The organism is Streptococcus sanguinis, assembly GCF_900635155.1.
Taxonomy (GTDB): Bacteria; Bacillota; Bacilli; order Lactobacillales; family Streptococcaceae; genus Streptococcus; species Streptococcus sanguinis_G.
This window is the reverse complement of the sequence record NZ_LR134002.1, coordinates 2,167,673-2,185,912: the sequence shown is the minus strand read 5'-3', so window position 1 is coordinate 2,185,912 and position 18,240 is coordinate 2,167,673. Positions and strand designations below refer to the sequence as shown.

The following is an 18,240-nucleotide window of genomic DNA, read 5'->3' as shown; positions in this document are numbered from 1 at the left end:
TTGTGGCTGTTTGCAGCATTGTAAATGACAGAGGATTTTCCTCTGAAAACATTTCACAGAACTCGCCCTAAAGAGCCTTGAGACAGAGACACATTTCTTCTCGCTTTATCAAGGGCTTAGTATCTTATCATAAAGGAGTAAAAACTTGGCAGGACATGAAGTTCGATACGGTAAACACCGTACCCGTCGTAGTTTTTCAAGAATTAAGGAAGTTCTTGATTTACCAAATTTGATTGAAATCCAAACGGATTCGTTCCAAGATTTCTTGGATCATGGTCTGAAGGAAGTCTTTGAAGATGTACTTCCTATTTCAAACTTTACCGACACCATGGAATTGGAATTTGTCGGCTATGAAATCCGTGAGCCTAAATATACGCTGGAAGAAGCACGCATTCACGATGCTAGCTATTCAGCGCCAATCTTTGTGACTTTCCGTCTAATTAACAAGGAAACTGGTGAAATCAAGACTCAGGAAGTCTTCTTTGGTGATTTCCCAATCATGACTGAAATGGGAACTTTCATCATCAATGGTGGTGAGCGGATTATCGTATCCCAGTTGGTGCGTTCTCCAGGGGTTTACTTTAACGATAAAGTTGACAAAAACGGAAAAGTTGGCTACGGTTCAACGGTTATTCCTAACCGCGGTGCTTGGTTAGAGTTGGAAACAGACTCAAAAGACATTGCCTACACTCGTATTGACCGGACACGGAAGATTCCATTTACCACTTTGGTGCGTGCGCTTGGTTTCTCAGGTGATGATGAGATCTTGGACATCTTTGGTGACAGCGACTTGGTGCGCAATACCATTGAAAAAGATATCCACAAGAACCCAATGGACTCTCGTACAGATGAAGCCCTGAAAGAAATCTATGAGCGTCTTCGTCCAGGGGAGCCTAAGACGGCTGAAAGTTCTCGTTCCCTTCTTGAAGCGCGTTTCTTTGATCCGCATCGTTATGACTTGGCAGCAGTAGGTCGCTACAAGATTAATAAAAAACTCAGCGTCAAGACACGCTTGCTGAACCAAACAATTGCAGAGCCATTGGTAGATGCTGAAACAGGAGAAATCTTGGTTGAAGCTGGTACAGTTATGACCCGCAGTGTGATTGACAGCATTGCAGAGCAGCTGGACAATGGTTTGAACAAAATCACTTATATTCCAAACGACTCAGCTGTCTTGACAGATCCTGTAGAATTGCAAAAGTTCAAGGTTGTGGCACCAACTGATCCAGACCGCGTTGTAACTATCATTGGTAACGCAAATCCTTCTGACAAGGTACGGATTGTAACACCAGCTGATATCTTGGCTGAGATGAGCTACTTCCTCAACTTGGCTGAAGGTATCGGTCGTGTGGACGATATTGACCACTTGGGGAACCGTCGTATTCGTGCTGTTGGTGAGCTTTTGGCTAACCAAGTCCGTCTGGGACTTTCTCGGATGGAGCGTAATGTTCGCGAACGGATGTCTGTTCAAGACAATGAAGTACTGACTCCACAGCAAATCATTAACATCCGTCCAGTGACTGCAGCCATTAAAGAATTCTTTGGTTCTTCTCAGTTGTCACAGTTCATGGACCAACACAATCCGCTGTCTGAGCTCTCTCACAAGCGCCGTCTTTCTGCCTTGGGACCTGGTGGTTTGACACGTGACCGCGCTGGTTATGAAGTGCGGGACGTGCACTATACTCACTATGGCCGTATGTGTCCAATTGAAACGCCTGAAGGACCAAACATCGGTTTGATCAATAACTTGTCTTCTTATGGACATCTTAACAAATATGGCTTTATTCAGACTCCTTACCGTAAGGTAGACCGTGAAGCTGGCGTAGTAACTAACGAAATCGTTTGGCTGACAGCTGATGAGGAAGATGAATTTATCGTAGCGCAGGCCAACTCTAAGCTGAATGAAAAAGGCGGCTTTGCTGAGCCTATCGTTATGGGACGCCACCAAGGTAATAACCAAGAATTCCCATCAGACCAAGTAGACTACATGGATGTATCGCCTAAGCAGGTAGTTGCCGTAGCGACAGCATGTATTCCTTTCTTAGAAAATGACGACTCCAACCGTGCTCTCATGGGTGCCAACATGCAGCGTCAGGCTGTGCCTTTGATTGATCCAAAAGCGCCTTATGTCGGTACTGGTATGGAATACCAAGCTGCCCACGACTCTGGTGCAGCGGTCATTGCCCAGCATGATGGTAAGGTTACCTATGCGGATGCAGACAAGGTTGAAGTTCGCCGTGAAGATGGTTCTCTTGATGTTTACCAAATTCAAAAATTCCGTCGTTCTAACTCGGGAACTGCTTACAACCAACGTACCTTGGTAAAAGTTGGCGATGTCGTTGAAAAAGGCGACTTTATCGCTGACGGACCTTCTATGGAAAATGGAGAAATGGCCCTGGGACAAAACCCAATCGTTGCCTACATGACATGGGAAGGTTACAACTTCGAGGATGCGGTTATCATGAGTGAGCGTCTGGTGAAAGACGACGTCTACACCTCTGTTCACTTGGAAGAATACGAATCAGAAACTCGTGACACCAAGCTTGGCCCAGAAGAAATTACCCGCGAAATTCCAAACGTAGGGGAAGATGCCTTGCGCAATCTGGACGAAATGGGTATTATCCGCATCGGGGCGGAAGTCAAGGAAGGTGATATCCTAGTAGGTAAAGTTACCCCTAAGGGTGAAAAAGACCTTTCTGCTGAGGAACGTCTCTTGCACGCTATCTTCGGAGACAAGTCTCGTGAAGTCCGCGATACCTCTCTGCGTGTGCCACATGGTGCCGATGGAGTGGTTCGTGACGTGAAAATCTTTACCCGTGCTAATGGTGATGAATTGCAATCTGGCGTTAATATGCTGGTTCGCGTCTACATCGCTCAAAAACGTAAAATCAAGGTCGGAGATAAGATGGCCGGTCGTCACGGAAACAAAGGGGTTGTATCCCGTATCGTTCCTGTGGAAGACATGCCTTACTTGCCAGATGGAACACCAGTTGATATCATGTTGAATCCACTCGGGGTACCATCTCGTATGAACATTGGTCAGGTTATGGAGCTTCACCTTGGTATGGCAGCACGTAACTTGGGCATCCATATTGCAACTCCAGTCTTTGATGGAGCAAGCTCAGAAGATCTCTGGGATACAGTGCGCGAAGCTGGTATGGACAGCGATGCCAAGACTATTCTTTATGACGGACGTACCGGTGAGCCGTTTGATAACCGTGTATCTGTCGGTGTCATGTACATGATCAAGCTCCACCACATGGTAGATGACAAACTCCATGCCCGCTCAGTAGGTCCTTACTCAATGGTTACTCAACAGCCGCTCGGAGGTAAAGCTCAATTTGGTGGACAACGTTTTGGTGAGATGGAAGTTTGGGCCTTGGAAGCTTACGGTGCTTCTAACGTTCTGCAAGAAATCCTGACTTACAAGTCAGATGATGTCAATGGACGTTTGAAGGCTTATGAAGCTATTACCAAAGGGAAACCAATTCCAAAACCAGGTGTGCCAGAATCCTTCCGCGTTCTTGTCAAAGAATTGCAATCTCTTGGTCTGGATATGCGCGTTCTCGATGAAGATGACAATGAAGTAGAACTGCGTGACCTAGACGAAGGTGAAGATGATGATGTGATTCACGTTGACGATCTTGAAAAAGCGCGTGAAAAAGCAGCTCAAGAAGCGAAAGCAGCTTTTGAGGCTGAAGGAAAAGAATAAGAATACACACTGATTTAGAAAATGAAGAAAGGTAAGAAATAGTGGTTGATGTAAATCGTTTTAAAAGTATGCAAATCACCCTAGCTTCTCCTAACAAGGTCCGTTCATGGTCTTATGGGGAAGTGAAGAAACCTGAAACAATCAATTACCGAACCCTGAAACCAGAACGCGAAGGCCTTTTTGACGAAGTGATCTTCGGTCCAACCAAGGACTGGGAATGTGCCTGTGGTAAGTACAAGCGGATTCGTTACAAAGGAATCGTCTGTGACCGCTGTGGTGTTGAAGTAACCCGCGCCAAGGTTCGCCGTGAGCGTATGGGCCACATTGAATTGAAGGCACCTGTTTCACATATTTGGTACTTTAAAGGAATTCCAAGCCGCATGGGGCTCACTTTGGATATGAGCCCACGTGCCTTGGAAGAAGTCATTTATTTTGCGGCTTATGTAGTGATTGACCCTAAGGATACACCGCTAGAGCACAAGTCAATCATGACGGAACGTGAGTACCGTGAGCGTTTACGCGAGTATGGTGCAGGCTCATTTGTAGCCAAAATGGGAGCAGAAGCTATTCAAGACCTCTTGAAACAAGTGGACTTGGAAGCTGAGATTGCTGTCCTCAAAGAAGAATTGAAAACTGCTTCAGGTCAAAAGCGGATCAAGGCTGTCCGTCGCTTGGATGTCTTGGATGCCTTCTACAAGTCTGGCAATAAGCCAGAATGGATGGTCCTCAACATCCTGCCGGTTATTCCGCCAGATTTGCGTCCGATGGTTCAGCTGGATGGTGGTCGTTTTGCGGCTTCTGACCTCAACGATCTCTATCGCCGTGTTATCAACCGGAACAACCGTTTGGCTCGTTTGCTTGAGTTGAATGCACCTGGTATCATCGTTCAAAATGAGAAGCGTATGCTTCAGGAAGCGGTTGACGCTTTGATTGATAACGGTCGCCGCGGCCGTCCAATTACTGGGCCAGGCAGCCGTCCGCTCAAGTCTCTGAGCCACATGCTTAAAGGGAAACAAGGTCGTTTCCGTCAAAACTTGCTGGGTAAACGGGTTGACTTCTCAGGTCGTTCCGTTATTGCTGTTGGTCCTACGTTGAAAATGTATCAATGTGGTGTGCCGCGTGAAATGGCGATTGAGCTCTTCAAGCCGTTTGTGATGCGGGAAATCGTTGCTCGCGATATCGTGCAGAACGTTAAAGCTGCCAAACGCTTGGTAGAGCGTGGAGATGAGCGTATCTGGGATATTCTGGAAGAAGTGATCAAGGAACACCCAGTGCTTCTTAACCGCGCACCGACCCTTCACCGTTTGGGAATTCAGGCCTTTGAGCCAGTTCTGATTGACGGTAAAGCTCTGCGTTTGCATCCACTGGTCTGTGAAGCCTACAATGCCGACTTTGACGGTGACCAAATGGCCATCCACGTACCATTGTCAGAGGAAGCGCAAGCTGAAGCTCGTATCCTCATGCTGGCTGCTGAGCACATCTTGAATCCAAAAGATGGTAAACCAGTTGTAACACCATCTCAGGATATGGTCTTGGGGAACTACTACCTGACCATGGAAGAGGCTGGCCGCGAAGGAGAAGGCATGATTTTCAAGGATATGGATGAGGCGGTCATGGCCCTCCGCAACGGCTATGTTCACTTGCATACTCGTGTTGGTATTGCAACGGACAGTCTCAATAAGCCTTGGACAGAAGACCAGAAGCATAAGATTTTGATTACAACTGTTGGTAAAATTCTCTTTAACGCGATTATGCCAGAGGAATTGCCTTATCTGCAAGAGCCAACTAATGCTAACTTGACAGAAGGTGTGCCAGCTAAGTACTTCTTGGAGTCAGGACAAGACATCAAGGAAGTTATTGAACAGCTTGAGATCAATGTTCCGTTTAAGAAGAAAAATCTGGGGAACATTATCGCAGAAATCTTCAAACGCTTCCGTACAACAGAAACATCTGCTCTTCTTGACCGCTTGAAGAACTTGGGTTATCACCATTCTACTTTGGCTGGTCTGACAGTGGGTATCGCTGATATCCCAGTTGTCGAAGACAAGGCTGAGATTATTGAAGAATCCCACAAGCGTGTTGAACAAATTACTAAACAATTCCGCCGTGGTATGATCACTGACGATGAACGCTACAATGCAGTTACTGCTGAGTGGCGGGCAGCTCGTGAGAAATTGGAAAAACGTCTGGTTGCCAACCAGGATCCGAAGAACCCTATCGTTATGATGATGGACTCTGGAGCGCGGGGTAACATCTCTAACTTCTCCCAGTTGGCCGGTATGCGTGGTCTGATGGCTGCGCCAAATGGACGTATCATGGAATTGCCAATCTTGTCTAACTTCCGTGAAGGTCTGTCTGTTTTGGAAATGTTCTTCTCTACCCACGGTGCTCGTAAGGGTATGACAGATACGGCCCTTAAGACTGCCGACTCAGGTTACCTGACTCGTCGTCTGGTTGACGTTGCCCAAGATGTGATTATCCGTGAAGATGACTGTGGTACAGATCGCGGCTTGCTCATCACTTCTATCACAGAAGGCAAGGAAATGATCGAGTCTCTGGAAGAGCGCCTAAATGGTCGTTACACTAAGAAAACAGTTAAACATCCAGAAACTGGTGCTGTCATTATTGGTCCAAATGAATTGATCACCGAAGACAAGGCGCGCGAAATTGTTAATGCTGGTGTTGACGAAGTGACGATTCGATCTGTCTTTACATGTAACACCCGCCATGGTGTCTGCCGTCATTGTTACGGTATCAACTTGGCAACGGGTGATGCAGTTGAAGTCGGTGAAGCAGTCGGAACCATCGCTGCCCAATCTATCGGGGAACCTGGTACACAGCTGACCATGCGGACCTTCCACACGGGTGGTGTTGCCTCTAATACCGATATCACACAAGGTCTTCCTCGTGTCCAAGAAATCTTTGAAGCCCGCAATCCGAAAGGGGAAGCGGTCATCACTGAAGTCAAGGGTGAAGTTACTGCCATCGAAGAAGATGCTTCTACTCGGACTAAGAAAGTCTTTGTTACAGGTGCGACTGGCGAAGGTGAATATGTGGTGCCATTTACAGCCCGCATGAAGGTTGAAGTGGGCGACCAAGTCTCTCGCGGTGCTGCCTTGACTGAAGGTTCTATCCAGCCGAAGCACTTGCTGGCCGTCCGCGATGTCTTGTCTGTTGAAACTTATCTGCTTGCTGAAGTACAAAAAGTTTACCGCAGCCAAGGGGTAGAAATTGGCGACAAACACATCGAAGTAATGGTTCGTCAAATGATTCGCAAGGTGCGTGTCATGGATCCAGGAGATACAGATCTTCTCATGGGAACTCTCATGGATATTACAGACTTTACAGATGCTAACCGTGATGTGGTTATCTCAGGCGGTGTGCCTGCGACAGCTCGTCCAGTCCTCATGGGAATCACCAAGGCTTCCCTTGAGACAAATAGCTTCCTGTCTGCAGCTTCCTTCCAGGAAACAACTCGTGTCCTGACAGATGCTGCTATCCGTGGTAAGAAAGACCATCTGCTTGGCCTCAAGGAAAATGTTATCATCGGTAAGATTATCCCAGCTGGTACTGGTATGGCCCGCTACCGCAATCTGGAACCTCAGGCTGTCAATGAAGTTGAAATTATCAACGAAGTGACAGAACTGCCAGATGGATTTGAAACTGAAGAAAATATTGTTCTTAAATAAAGAACTTTCCCTCCCGAAAATCGGGAGGGATTTTTGTTGTAGCCGATAATTTCTGGCCCGCCACTAGATATTATCCTATAATATAATTAGGAGCAGTGCTTTTTAAGCTCCCCTTTATGACTAAACTATTATAGGAGAATCACTCAAGATTTCCTGTTTCAGTTTTTCTATGATGCGAGATGCCATATTTATTTTTAATCAGGGAGGTAGCTGGTTTTTTTGTAGTATGATAGCGCTAGGTTATACTATTTTAAAAATCCTAAAATAGTAGGAGGGGCAGGTTTGAAATTTTAAAAAAGAGGAGGTTGGTTTTAATGGTAGTAGTCGAAGATTGTGGAGAACAGTAGCTGGCATTTATCTAGCTAGCTCATTCATGAAGGGAGGATTTTGAAATATAAAGAGTAGAAAACAATTAGATTACAAATAGAATAATATTTTATTACAATGAATAAAGATTAAAAAATATAGGTAAAAAACACAAAATTCTGCATAAATCAGGGCTTTAAGCCTATAAATTCTTTCCTTTTTATTTATTTTTTTGAGAAAACCAAAAAATTTCAGTAATTTTAAGTTACAGTTAAGTTAAGAAAATTAAAATAATCTTAAATAAGTTACCAACATGTAAATTACTATTAAGAAAGTATAAAATAATAGTTCATGCTTTGATTATTGAAACGCTTGATGGTAAAATAACTAAGGTTACTTAAAGCAAACATTTTTTAGTAAAAAGTTAATATAACAATGTTGATTTTTGGTGAGGAAAAATGAAGAAAATTAAGGTAATGGTTGTTTTTGGAACTCGTCCAGAAGCGATTAAGATGGCTCCGCTGGTTATTGAACTGAAGAAGCAGGCAGACTTGTTTGAGACAACAACAGTTGTGACTGCTCAGCATCGTCAGATGCTGGATCAGGTACTTGAAACTTTTAAGATTAAGCCTGATTATGATTTGGATATTATGGGGAAGAATCAAACCCTGACAGATATTACTGTCAAGATCTTGCATAAGCTAGATGATATCTTAAAGGAAAACAAGCCAGATATTATGCTGGTGCACGGTGATACGACAACGACTTTTGCGGCTAGTCTTGCAGCGTTTTATAATCAAGTTCGTATCGGCCATGTAGAAGCTGGCTTGCGGACTTGGAATAAATACTCTCCTTTCCCAGAAGAGATGAATCGTCAGATGACCGACTCTTTGACCGACTTATATTTTGCGCCAACGGATCAGAGTAAGGCTAACTTGCTCAAGGAAAACCATCCGGCGGAAACAGTTTTTGTAACAGGGAATACAGCTATCGACGCTCTCAAGCTGACAGTCCAGGCTGATTATCAGCACGAGGTGCTTGACCGTATTGATCCAGCTCGCAAGATGATTTTAGTGACCATGCATCGCCGGGAAAATCAAGGTGAGCCGATGAGAAGAGTTTTTCGAACTCTACGGCAGATTGTAGATGCCCATGATGATGTGGAAATTGTCTATCCCGTTCACCTGAGTCCAGCAGTTCAGGATGCGGCTAGAGAAATTCTGAGTGACAATGAGAAAATTCATCTGATTGAGCCTTTAGATGTGTTGGATTTCCATAATATCGCAGCTAAAAGCTACTTCATCATGTCAGACTCAGGCGGAGTACAAGAGGAAGCACCTTCCTTAGGTAAGCCTGTACTAGTACTTCGTGATACAACAGAGAGACCAGAAGGAGTTGAGGCCGGCACCTTGAAGCTGGTCGGTACAGAAACTCAAGCAGTAGCAGAGGCAATGGAAGCCCTGCTGACAGATGAGTCACTCTATCAGGAAATGGCCCAAGCCAGCAATCCGTATGGTGACGGTAAGGCTTCTGAGCGGATTGCTCAAGCTATTGCCCACTATTTTAAGCAAACGGCTAGACCAGAAGAATTTAAGACAGGAGTAAAAAATGTTTAGGAAAAAAGGACTAGAAAAATCATTAGCAGTCTTTGTACTGGCAATTGGACTAATTCTTTTCTACAGTTGGAATTTTGCAGCTAACATATTTTATATCGGAATCGCGCTGATTTTATTAGGTATTTTTAGTGTCTTTGTCCTATCTGATCTCTTGGTGACATGGGCTATGATTCTGGGTGTGGTTATCGCAACTCTGATCTTGCTCTTTGATGTAACCTACCTACCGGACAATCAAGTTCTCTTCTTGCTTTATGTCTTCCCTGTCAGTGCTTGGCTGACCAGCCGAGTGAATTTCTATCTCCATCAGCGCTTGGGATTAGTGCAGGATGACAGTGAAGATGCTGCTGAGGCCTATGAAGAAATGGTTCAGAAAGTAAATCAGAAACAAGCTCCAGCCTTTCAGGCTTTGTTGGTCCATTGGGCACACAATCATCATTTTTATCAAATTCACTCTCGGGAGTACAAGCGGATGCTCAAGAGAATTTTACGACTGCTTAACTGGGACTTCCAGAATGTAGAAACAGTTTACTATGTATCCAATGGTAACTTTCTCGTTCTGGTAGAAGATCTGGATCAGGAAGTCAAGGAATATTTCCAAGAGAAAGTGCGTGATGATTTAACGATGATGCACTTTGAGAATAAGAAAACTGACCAAAAAATTCAGTTTCAGTCCGGCAGTTTAAAATTGAACGCTCAAAACATTGACAAATTCCATAATTTTGATGACGCTTTGAGCAATCTGGAGCGTCAGCTTGAAACCGACATTATCGTAGAATACTAGGAGGTAAACACATGTCTTTAACAGAAGTATTTTTTATCATCTCTATGGTGCTAAGTATCTTTTTTGCTATTAGCTTTTTGGTCCTCTTCATTTATTATCTGGTTATTTACAATCGGGTCAATAAAAATTTTAGGGCGGTGACTCGTCATGATTAGTCAACTTATTATGATTGTCACTCTGTTCTCCATCTGGATGTCTCTGGCTTGGGCTTTGGTTATTCTATGCTCTTCCGTGCATTTCTGGATGAAACGCAGTGACTTCAACGTGGATACCAGCCCATTGGAACATTATCCTATGGTTACTGTCGTTGTCCCAGCTCACAATGAAGATGTGGTTATCGCTCAGACAACTAAGGCCATTCTGGACTTGGACTATCCTCATGACCGAGTGGAAGTTCTGCTCTTTGCGGACAACTGCTCGGATGACACTTATCAAGAAATGCTGAAAGTTCAGGCTATGCCTGAGTATGCTGGACGCAATATTACAATTACAGACCGTACTGGTACGGGAGGTAAGGCAGGGGTGCTGAATGACGCCCTGAAGATGGCCAAGGGTGAATATATCTGTGTCTATGATGCGGATGCCATGCCAGAAAAGAATGCTCTTTACTTCCTAGTCAAGAAAGTTTTGGAAGATCCAGAACGCCACGTTGCTTCTTTCGGACGCAACAAGACCCGCAATGCCAACCAGAACTTCCTGACACGTTGTATCAACCAAGAAATCGTTGTAACTCAGCGTGTTTACCACGTAGGTATGTGGCATCTCTTTAAGATTGGACGGATTCCAGGTACGAACTTCTTGATTAACACTGAGTTTGTTAAGAGTATTGGTGGTTGGAAAAATGGTGCCTTGACAGAGGACACGGAAATTTCCTTTAAGATTATGCAGAGCGGCAAGCTGATTGCCTTGGCTTATAACTCAGAGGCCTTCCAACAAGAGCCAGAAACCCTCAAGTCCTACTACATGCAGCGTAAGCGCTGGGCTAAGGGGAATTACGAGGTAGTTCTTGCCAACTTCAAACATCTTTTTAGTGGTGGTAACTGGCGCGTGAAACTGGAAGTGTTCAATTATTCTTGTATCTTCTTCTGGTTCAATCTGGCGATTGTCTTATCTGACTTGGTTTTCTTTGCCAATGTAGCGGCGATGATTACCCAGCTCTTTATACCGGATGTGCGGATTCCTTTCGCTTTTGATGCTCAGAATATCTATATCGTCCAGCTGATGCTCTTTAACTGGCTTCTGATGATTTTGCTTTATCTTTTGCAAATCAATATCGCCCTGGCTTCTCAGTTTGGACAGGCGACCACCAAACAGATTTGGCTGGCACTTGTGTCCTATTTGACTTACTCTCAGCTCTTTATCGTTGTCTCTTTAGATGCAGTAGGATCTGTTATCTTGGACAAGATTTTGAAGCGGAAAGAAACCAAGTGGGTTAAAACAAAACGATTTGCAGGTTAGGAGAAAGTGTGAAAAGAACAAGATTAAGATTTATTTGGTTTGTGACAATTCTGGCTGTCTTGGCTGGTATCCTGTTGTACACCCGCATGGGCAGTACTCCTAATATCAAAAAGAAGATATACAGCCAATGGTCTAAAGAATATGTCGTAACCAAGGACAAATTGTCTTATATCAGGACGACAAACAGTAAGACTGAAGATGTTGTGCTGTCTGAGGCACAGGGTTATGGCATGGTGATTGCTGTGGATGCAGCTAAGCAAGGCGATGCCAGTTCGGCTGATTTTGAAAAGCTCTACCAATATTATCTAGCTCATCGTCTGAAAGATACCCAGCTCATGTCTTGGAAACAGACGATTAAGGATGGAAAGAGCAATCATGAAGACGAAAACAATGCTACAGACGGCGATCTCTACATTGCCTATGCTTTGATTCAGGCTGCTAAGCAGTGGCCGGACAAGGCTAAAGAATACCAAGATCAGGCTCAGGCCATTCTGAAAGATGTCTTGGCATATAACTATAATGAAAGTAACGGCGTTTTGACGGTTGGGAACTGGGCAAATGCAGAATCGAAATTTTATAATCTCATGCGGACTTCTGATACATTGCCGCAGCAGTTCCAAGCTTTCTATGAGTTGACAAAGGATAAGCAGTGGCTGACAATCCGGGATAACATGCTTAGCAAACTTGAAGCAATCAGCGCTGATAATAAGACTGGTTTGATACCAGACTTTATCTGGGTTGAAGGCGACAAAGTTCGGGCAGCTGATGCTGATACGGTTGAATCTGCAAATGATGGCTATTATTCTTATAATGCCTGCCGACTTCCTTACAACCTGGCTCAAAGCAAGGATGAAAAAAGTCAAAAAATGCTGAAGAAGATGTTAAACTTCTTCCTCAGTCAAGAAAAGATCTATGCGGGCTACACTCTGAAAGGGAAGGCTCTCAATAGTAATCAGGCTGGCAGCTTTACTGCTCCAGTATTCTATGCGGCTAATAACAATATGGAATTCCGCAAATTGGTGCAGCAGAATAAATATCTCTTCATGCAAGGTTTGCCGTCAGATAATTACTATGACGCAGCTGTGACAACGATGATTGCTTTAGAAACTTTATAATGCAGAAACGAGTAAGATGAAAATTTTGCTTAAGATCATGCAGATAATAGGGTGGGACAAAATGATATTTGTCTCACCTTTTTTGAAGAAAAAGATTGAGATTTATTTCACAAACTGTTAAAATAAAATGGAAAACATTCATCATAAAATAACAATAGAAAGGATATCCTATGAAAGCCTATACTTATGTTAAACCGGGATTTGCCAAGTTTCTAGATGTTGATAAACCTGTCGTACGTAAGCCAACAGACGCTATTGTCCGTATGGTAAAGACCACTATCTGCGGGACTGATCTTCATATTATTAAAGGAGACGTACCTGCCTGCAAGAGCGGTACTATTCTAGGACATGAAGGCATCGGTATTGTTGAAGAAGTTGGTGACAGTGTAACCAATTTCAAGAAGGGCGATAAGGTTCTGATTTCCTGTGTTTGTGCCTGTGGCAAGTGCTACTATTGCAAGAAAGGTATCTACGCCCATTGTGAAGATGAAGGTGGATGGATTTTCGGGCATTTGATTGACGGAACTCAAGCTGAGTATCTGCGTGTGCCCCATGCGGATAATACTCTCTATCACACACCATCTGATTTATCAGATGAAGCCTTAGTCATGCTGTCAGACATCCTGCCAACAGCTTATGAAATAGGAGTTTTAAAAGGTAAAGTAGAGCCTGGATGTACAGTAGCTATCGTTGGCTCTGGACCAATCGGTCTCGCATCTCTGCTGACAGCTCAGTTTTATTCTCCGTCAAAGATTATCATGGTTGACATCGATGAGAATCGTTTAGATACGGCCATGGCCTTTGGGGCAACAGATAAGGTAAATTCAGCGAATGCTGAAAAAGCTGTGCAGGCTATCTTTGACTTGACAGATGGATGTGGAGTTGATGTAGCCATTGAAGCAGTAGGGATTCCAGACAGTTTTGATCTTTGTCAGAAAGTCATTGCCGTTGATGGAACCATTGCTAACTGTGGAGTTCATGGCAAACCTGTAGAGTTTGAGTTAGATCGGCTCTGGATTCGAAATATCAATGTGACGACCGGGCTGGTATCTACCAATACTACTCCACAGCTGCTAAAGGCTCTGGAAAGTCATAAGATTGAGCCAGAAAAGCTAGTGACTCATTACTTTAAGTTGAGTGAAATTGAAGAAGCTTTCAAGGTTTTCGGCCAAGCTGCGAACCATCATGCCATTAAGGTTATTATAGAAAATGACCTCTCTCCAGTCCAATAAAATTCTTAAGTTGTCTTTTACCTATCCCTTTTAATCTTTGGTTAAAAGGGGTTTTTATATTGTTTTCTGATTTTGAGCAAAATAGTTTTGTTCGTCAAAAAATTCATATATAATATACGGTACAAAGAGAGGACGAGTATGTATTGTGTAATTGAGATGTACGGGGACTATGAACCGTGGTGGTTCCTGGATGGCTGGGAAGTAGATGTCATTGCAAAGAAGCACTTCGATGATTATTATGAAGCCCTTAAATATTATAAAAACCGCTGGCTGCAGATGGAAGAGCAGTCACCTTTGTATAAGAGCCGTAGTGATTTAATGACAATTTTTTGGGATCCGGAGGATCAGCGCTGGTGCGAGGAGTGCGATGAGAATGTTCAGCAGTATCACTCGCTGTTTTTGCTGGAGAATGAGTGCAAGATTCCTAAGAGCAAGTACCGGCCAGGCTATACTAAGCAGAACGGCCTTGAAAAGCACCGAGCTTGCTCAGTCAAACTAAAAAACGCTAAGCCTCTTTAAATCGACAGAATATATTTTGCAAATCTGATAATAGAGCAGCAGAAGAGACCTAACTTGTTAGAAGTTAAGTTTCTTCCGCTGTTTTTTCTTTTTCTGGATTTTTTGCGAATAGTAAGGTGAGGAGGATGTATGGTTCAAGAAATTGCAAAAGAAATGATCAGGCAGGCTCGGCAAGAAGGGGCGCAAGATATTTACCTCATTCCTAAGACTACTTGCTATGAGCTTTATATGAGAATTGGTGATGAACGCCGCTTTATAAAGACTTATGATTTTGAACTTCTGTCAGCTGTTATCAGCCACTTTAAGTTTGTCGCAGGTATGAATGTTGGAGAGAAGCGCCGAAGTCAGCTGGGGTCTTGCGATTATGACTGTGAGGAAGCCAAGGTTTCAATCCGGCTGTCGACAGTTGGGGATTACCGTGGTTTTGAAAGTCTGGTCATCCGACTTCTGCATGATGAAGACAGGGAGCTGCGCTTTTGGTTTGAGCAATTGCCGGAGCTGCGCAAGAAAATTCAGGCTCGCGGTCTCTATCTTTTCTCGGGTCCAGTCGGCAGCGGCAAGACGACCTTGATGTACCATTTGGCTCAGCTTAAATTTTCTGGTCAGCAGGTTATGTCGATTGAAGATCCGGTTGAGATTAAGCAAGAGGCTATGCTGCAGCTGCAGCTGAACGAAACCATTGGCATGACTTATGATATTCTGATTAAGCTGTCTCTGCGACATCGACCGGATCTCTTGATTATCGGGGAAATCCGTGATCAAGAGACGGCTAGAGCAGTGGTTCGGGCAAGTTTGACTGGAGCTACAGTCTTTTCGACCATTCATGCTAAGAGTGTTCGAGGGGTCTATGAGCGGCTTTTGGAATTGGGTGTTAGCGAGGATGAGCTAAGAATGGTGTTGCAAGGTGTTTGTTACCAGCGTTTAATTGGGGGAGGGGGTGTCGTTGATTTTGTCAGTCAAAACTATCAAGAGCACGAAGCCGCAGTCTGGAATCAGCAGATTGATCAGCTTTTTGCAGAAGGACATATCAGTGCTGAGCAAAGGCAGACCGAAAAAATTGTCTACGCCTAAGCAGAAAAAGATTATTGAGCTCTTTCATAATCTCTTTAGCAGCGGTTTTCACCTAGCAGAGATTGTAGACTTTCTGAGACGAAGTGCCTTGCTGGAGGAAGTGTATGTCGCAGAAATGCGGGCAGGATTGTCAGCTGGCCAGTCCTTTTCAGAGATTGTCAGCCGACTGGGATTTTCCGACAGCGTTGTCACCCAGCTGTCCTTATCTGAGCTGCATGGCAATTTGACTCTAAGTCTGGGGAAAATTGAGGCCTATCTGGAAAATCTGTCCAAGGTTAAGAAAAAATTGATAGAGGTAGGGACTTATCCTCTCATGCTGCTGGGCTTTTTGGTCCTTATCATGCTGGGATTGCGCAACTATCTTCTGCCTCAATTGGACAGCCAGAATCTAGCTACTCGTCTGATTAATCACCTGCCTCAGATCTTTTTGTGGAGCAGCCTTGCTTTAGCTGTCTTGGTTTCAGTGGCTCTCTTTTACTATCGAAAGTCATCTAAGATTCGTTTTTTCAGCAAACTAGCAGCTCTGCCTTTTATTGGACGTTTGGTACAGGCTTACTTGACAGCTTATTATGCTCGTGAATGGGGAAATATGATTGGTCAGGGCTTGGAGTTGAGTCAGATTTTTGCGATTATGCAGGATCAACCTTCCCAACTCTTTCAGGAGATCGGAGTAGACATGGCGGCCGCTTTGCAAGCTGGACAAGGTTATGCGGACAAGGTGGCAAGCTATCCATTCTTTAAGAAAGAATTGTCCCTGATGATCGAGTATGGTGAGGTCAAGTCCAAGCTAGGCAGTGAGCTGGAAGTCTATGCAGAAAAGACTTGGGAGGAATTTTTCCTACGTATCAACCGAGCCATGAATTTCATTCAGCCCCTAGTATTTATTTTTGTTGCCTTAGTGATTGTTTTACTTTATGCGGCAATGCTCTTGCCCATTTATCAGAATATGGAGGTTCATTTGTAATGAAAAAACTTAATACCTTAAAAGTTCAAGCATTCACCCTTGTGGAAATGCTGATTGTCTTGCTGGTTATCAGCGTTCTCTTGCTGCTCTTTGTGCCTAATCTGACCAAGCAAAAAGATGCTGTTTCAGATACAGGAACTGCAGCGGTGGTCAAGGTGGTAGAAAGCCAGGCGGAGCTCTATGAGCTGAAGAATACCAATGAAAAGGCTAGCCTAAGCAAGCTGGTCAGCGCAGGAAATATCAGCCAGAAACAGGCAGATTCTTATAAGGCTTACTATGGAAAACACAGTGGCGAAACTCAAGCGGTTGCCAATTAAGGCTTTTACACTGCTGGAAAGTCTACTCGTTCTTTTTGTTGTTAGTTTTCTACTACTAGGCTTATCTGGCTCGGTAAGGGCTGGCTTCAATCAGGTTCAAGAGCAACTCTTCTTTTTAGAGTTTGAGAGACTCTATCAGGAGACGCAGAGGCTGAGCTTAGCCAGTCATGAGAAGCTTTCCCTGAAGCTTTCAGGACGGCAGATTTCCAATGGCTATCAAGAGCTGGATTTTCCGCAAACTCTGCAGGAACATGAGCAGCAGGTTATCCAGTTTGACCGGGCCGGTGGGAACTCATCGCTCAGCAAGATTATTTTTCAGACGGAGGACAGGACAGTTGTTTACCAACTTTATATGGGCAATGGCAAGTTTAAAAAGACGACAGCTTCAAGCTAGCATTCTGCTAGAAGCTCTGGTGGCCATGGCAGTTTTTGCGGCTATTGCCAGTTTGCTTTTGGGGCAGATTAGCCGGTCTCGTAAGGAGCAGCGGGTCCTTTTGCAGCAGGAAGAGGTGCTCCGGGTAGCTCGCATGGCTCTGCAGACAGGGCAGGAAGAGCTTCATATCAACGGAATTGCTGTACGTCAGCTTAAGACAGAAAAGCAGCTGCTGGTCTATCATGAGGGGGAGGTAGTCATTCGTGTTCAAAAACCTTAAAGTCAAGGCCTTTACTCTCTTGGAGGCCTTAGTAGCCTTGCTGGTTCTCAGTGGTGGCATGCTGGTCTTTCAGGCCATGACCCAGCTCTTATCTTCAGAACTGCATCAGCAGGAGAATAATCAGCAGCAAGAGTGGCTTTTGTTTGCCGACCAACTGGAGACGGAGCTTTCGCGAAGTCAATTTGATAAGGTTGAAGATAACAAAATCTACATCAGACAGGATGGCAGGGACCTGGCCTTGGGTAAATCCAAGGGGGATGATTTCCGTAAAACAGATAAGAGCGGTCGCGGCTACCAGCCGATGATTTATGGTTTGGAAGCAGCTGATATCCATCAGAAAGGTAAGCTTATTCATATGCATTTTCGCTTTGAAAAAGGCTTAGAGAGGGAGTTCATCTATCGTGTGGAAGAAGAAAGTTGATGCTGGTATTTTACTGTATGCGCTGCTGATGGCCGCTGTCTTTAGCCTACTCCTGCAGTTTTATCTCAACCGTCAAGTCAGCAGTCAGCGTTTGCAGCTTTTCAACAGGGAAAGGACGGAAGCCTATGCAATGGCAGTTCTGACAAAAGCTGGGTCCAAGGAGGATAGCGGTGAGATGGAGTTTGAACAGGGCAAGGCTGTCTATCGCAGGCAAGGGAAGAATTTTGAAATCAGCAGTCAGCTCAGCAGCGGTCATTCTTATTCCTTTACTTTTAGTACTTCTAAGAAAGATGAGGATAAAGCAAAGGAAGACAAGAAAGCAACTGACAAAAAAGAGAAAGCGATTTCGGACGAAGCTGGTAAATCGGACTAATATAACTGTAAAA

Annotated in this window: 16 protein-coding genes; all 16 read left to right on the top strand. The window is 44.3% G+C overall.

The window, feature by feature from the left end; all coding sequences use genetic code 11:
• Positions 1-145: 145 nt before the first annotated feature.
• The 16 genes from rpoB (at position 146) to comGG (ending at position 18,227) form a co-directional block, all read left to right on the top strand.
• On the top strand, positions 146-3,712 hold the full coding sequence (gene rpoB, locus ELZ47_RS10835) for a DNA-directed RNA polymerase subunit beta (RefSeq protein WP_002919872.1): 3,567 nt from the start codon (positions 146-148) through the stop codon (positions 3,710-3,712).
• Positions 3,713-3,753: 41 nt separating this feature from the next.
• A complete protein-coding gene (gene rpoC, locus ELZ47_RS10830) occupies positions 3,754-7,401 on the top strand; it encodes a DNA-directed RNA polymerase subunit beta' (RefSeq protein ID WP_126436010.1) in 3,648 nt (1,215 codons plus the stop codon).
• A 764-nt stretch (positions 7,402-8,165) separates the two neighbouring features.
• The gene (gene wecB, locus ELZ47_RS10825) at positions 8,166-9,323 is read left to right on the top strand and encodes a non-hydrolyzing UDP-N-acetylglucosamine 2-epimerase (RefSeq protein WP_126436009.1); all 1,158 of its coding nucleotides are present in this window, start codon (positions 8,166-8,168) and stop codon (positions 9,321-9,323) included.
• Positions 9,316-10,104 (top strand): hypothetical protein, encoded by a 789-nt coding sequence (locus ELZ47_RS10820; RefSeq protein ID WP_002896779.1) that lies wholly within the window; start codon positions 9,316-9,318, stop codon positions 10,102-10,104. Before wecB ends, ELZ47_RS10820 begins: the two co-directional genes overlap by 8 nt.
• Before the next feature lie 11 nt (positions 10,105-10,115).
• Positions 10,116-10,259, top strand: coding sequence for a hypothetical protein (locus ELZ47_RS10815; protein WP_002896778.1), 144 nt, complete (start codon positions 10,116-10,118; stop codon positions 10,257-10,259).
• Positions 10,252-11,562, top strand: a complete 1,311-nt coding sequence (locus ELZ47_RS10810; protein ID WP_002901729.1) for a glycosyltransferase family 2 protein — start codon at positions 10,252-10,254, stop codon at positions 11,560-11,562. Before ELZ47_RS10815 ends, ELZ47_RS10810 begins: the two co-directional genes overlap by 8 nt.
• A gap of 8 nt (positions 11,563-11,570) precedes the next feature.
• The gene (locus ELZ47_RS10805; RefSeq protein WP_002896776.1) at positions 11,571-12,677 is read left to right on the top strand and encodes a glycosyl hydrolase family 8; all 1,107 of its coding nucleotides are present in this window, start codon (positions 11,571-11,573) and stop codon (positions 12,675-12,677) included.
• Between the two features lie 170 nt (positions 12,678-12,847).
• On the top strand, positions 12,848-13,909 hold the full coding sequence (locus ELZ47_RS10800; protein WP_126436008.1) for a zinc-dependent alcohol dehydrogenase family protein: 1,062 nt from the start codon (positions 12,848-12,850) through the stop codon (positions 13,907-13,909).
• A gap of 138 nt (positions 13,910-14,047) precedes the next feature.
• The gene (locus ELZ47_RS10795) at positions 14,048-14,428 is read left to right on the top strand and encodes a DUF1033 family protein (protein WP_126436007.1); all 381 of its coding nucleotides are present in this window, start codon (positions 14,048-14,050) and stop codon (positions 14,426-14,428) included.
• Positions 14,429-14,557: 129 nt separating this feature from the next.
• Entirely contained in the window at positions 14,558-15,499 is a 942-nt protein-coding gene (comGA, locus tag ELZ47_RS10790) for a competence type IV pilus ATPase ComGA (protein ID WP_126436006.1), read from the top strand.
• Positions 15,429-16,463 (top strand): competence type IV pilus assembly protein ComGB, encoded by a 1,035-nt coding sequence (gene comGB / locus ELZ47_RS10785; protein WP_269460457.1) that lies wholly within the window; start codon positions 15,429-15,431, stop codon positions 16,461-16,463. Before comGA ends, comGB begins: the two co-directional genes overlap by 71 nt.
• Positions 16,463-16,780 (top strand): competence type IV pilus major pilin ComGC, encoded by a 318-nt coding sequence (comGC, locus tag ELZ47_RS10780; RefSeq protein WP_002896769.1) that lies wholly within the window; start codon positions 16,463-16,465, stop codon positions 16,778-16,780. The genes comGB and comGC overlap by 1 nt, the downstream gene beginning before the upstream one ends.
• Positions 16,740-17,174 (top strand): competence type IV pilus minor pilin ComGD, encoded by a 435-nt coding sequence (gene comGD, locus ELZ47_RS10775; RefSeq protein WP_164549615.1) that lies wholly within the window; start codon positions 16,740-16,742, stop codon positions 17,172-17,174. The genes comGC and comGD overlap by 41 nt, the downstream gene beginning before the upstream one ends.
• Positions 17,140-17,433: a competence type IV pilus minor pilin ComGE gene (comGE, locus tag ELZ47_RS10770; RefSeq protein WP_126436003.1), complete on the top strand. Its 294-nt coding sequence runs from the start codon at positions 17,140-17,142 to the stop codon at positions 17,431-17,433. Before comGD ends, comGE begins: the two co-directional genes overlap by 35 nt.
• Positions 17,417-17,854 (top strand): competence type IV pilus minor pilin ComGF, encoded by a 438-nt coding sequence (gene comGF, locus ELZ47_RS10765; protein ID WP_126436002.1) that lies wholly within the window; start codon positions 17,417-17,419, stop codon positions 17,852-17,854. The genes comGE and comGF overlap by 17 nt, the downstream gene beginning before the upstream one ends.
• Positions 17,835-18,227, top strand: coding sequence for a competence type IV pilus minor pilin ComGG (comGG, locus tag ELZ47_RS10760; protein WP_126436001.1), 393 nt, complete (start codon positions 17,835-17,837; stop codon positions 18,225-18,227). Before comGF ends, comGG begins: the two co-directional genes overlap by 20 nt.
• Positions 18,228-18,240: the final 13 nt, after the last annotated feature.

Bases quoted from the DNA above. Each gene is read 5' to 3' on its own strand.
- ELZ47_RS10810 (WP_002901729.1), top strand. From the start codon at position 10,252: ATGATTAGTCAACTTATTATGATTGTCACTCTGTTCTCCATCTGGATG.
- comGA (WP_126436006.1), top strand. From the start codon at position 14,558: ATGGTTCAAGAAATTGCAAAAGAAATGATCAGGCAGGCTCGGCAAGAA.
- ELZ47_RS10795 (WP_126436007.1), top strand. From the start codon at position 14,048: ATGTATTGTGTAATTGAGATGTACGGGGACTATGAACCGTGGTGGTTC.
- ELZ47_RS10815 (WP_002896778.1), top strand. From the start codon at position 10,116: ATGTCTTTAACAGAAGTATTTTTTATCATCTCTATGGTGCTAAGTATC.
- comGC (WP_002896769.1), top strand. From the start codon at position 16,463: ATGAAAAAACTTAATACCTTAAAAGTTCAAGCATTCACCCTTGTGGAA.
- ELZ47_RS10800 (WP_126436008.1), top strand. From the start codon at position 12,848: ATGAAAGCCTATACTTATGTTAAACCGGGATTTGCCAAGTTTCTAGAT.
- comGD (WP_164549615.1), top strand. From the start codon at position 16,740: ATGGAAAACACAGTGGCGAAACTCAAGCGGTTGCCAATTAAGGCTTTT.
- ELZ47_RS10820 (WP_002896779.1), top strand. From the start codon at position 9,316: ATGTTTAGGAAAAAAGGACTAGAAAAATCATTAGCAGTCTTTGTACTG.
- comGE (WP_126436003.1), top strand. From the start codon at position 17,140: ATGGCAAGTTTAAAAAGACGACAGCTTCAAGCTAGCATTCTGCTAGAA.
- wecB (WP_126436009.1), top strand. From the start codon at position 8,166: ATGAAGAAAATTAAGGTAATGGTTGTTTTTGGAACTCGTCCAGAAGCG.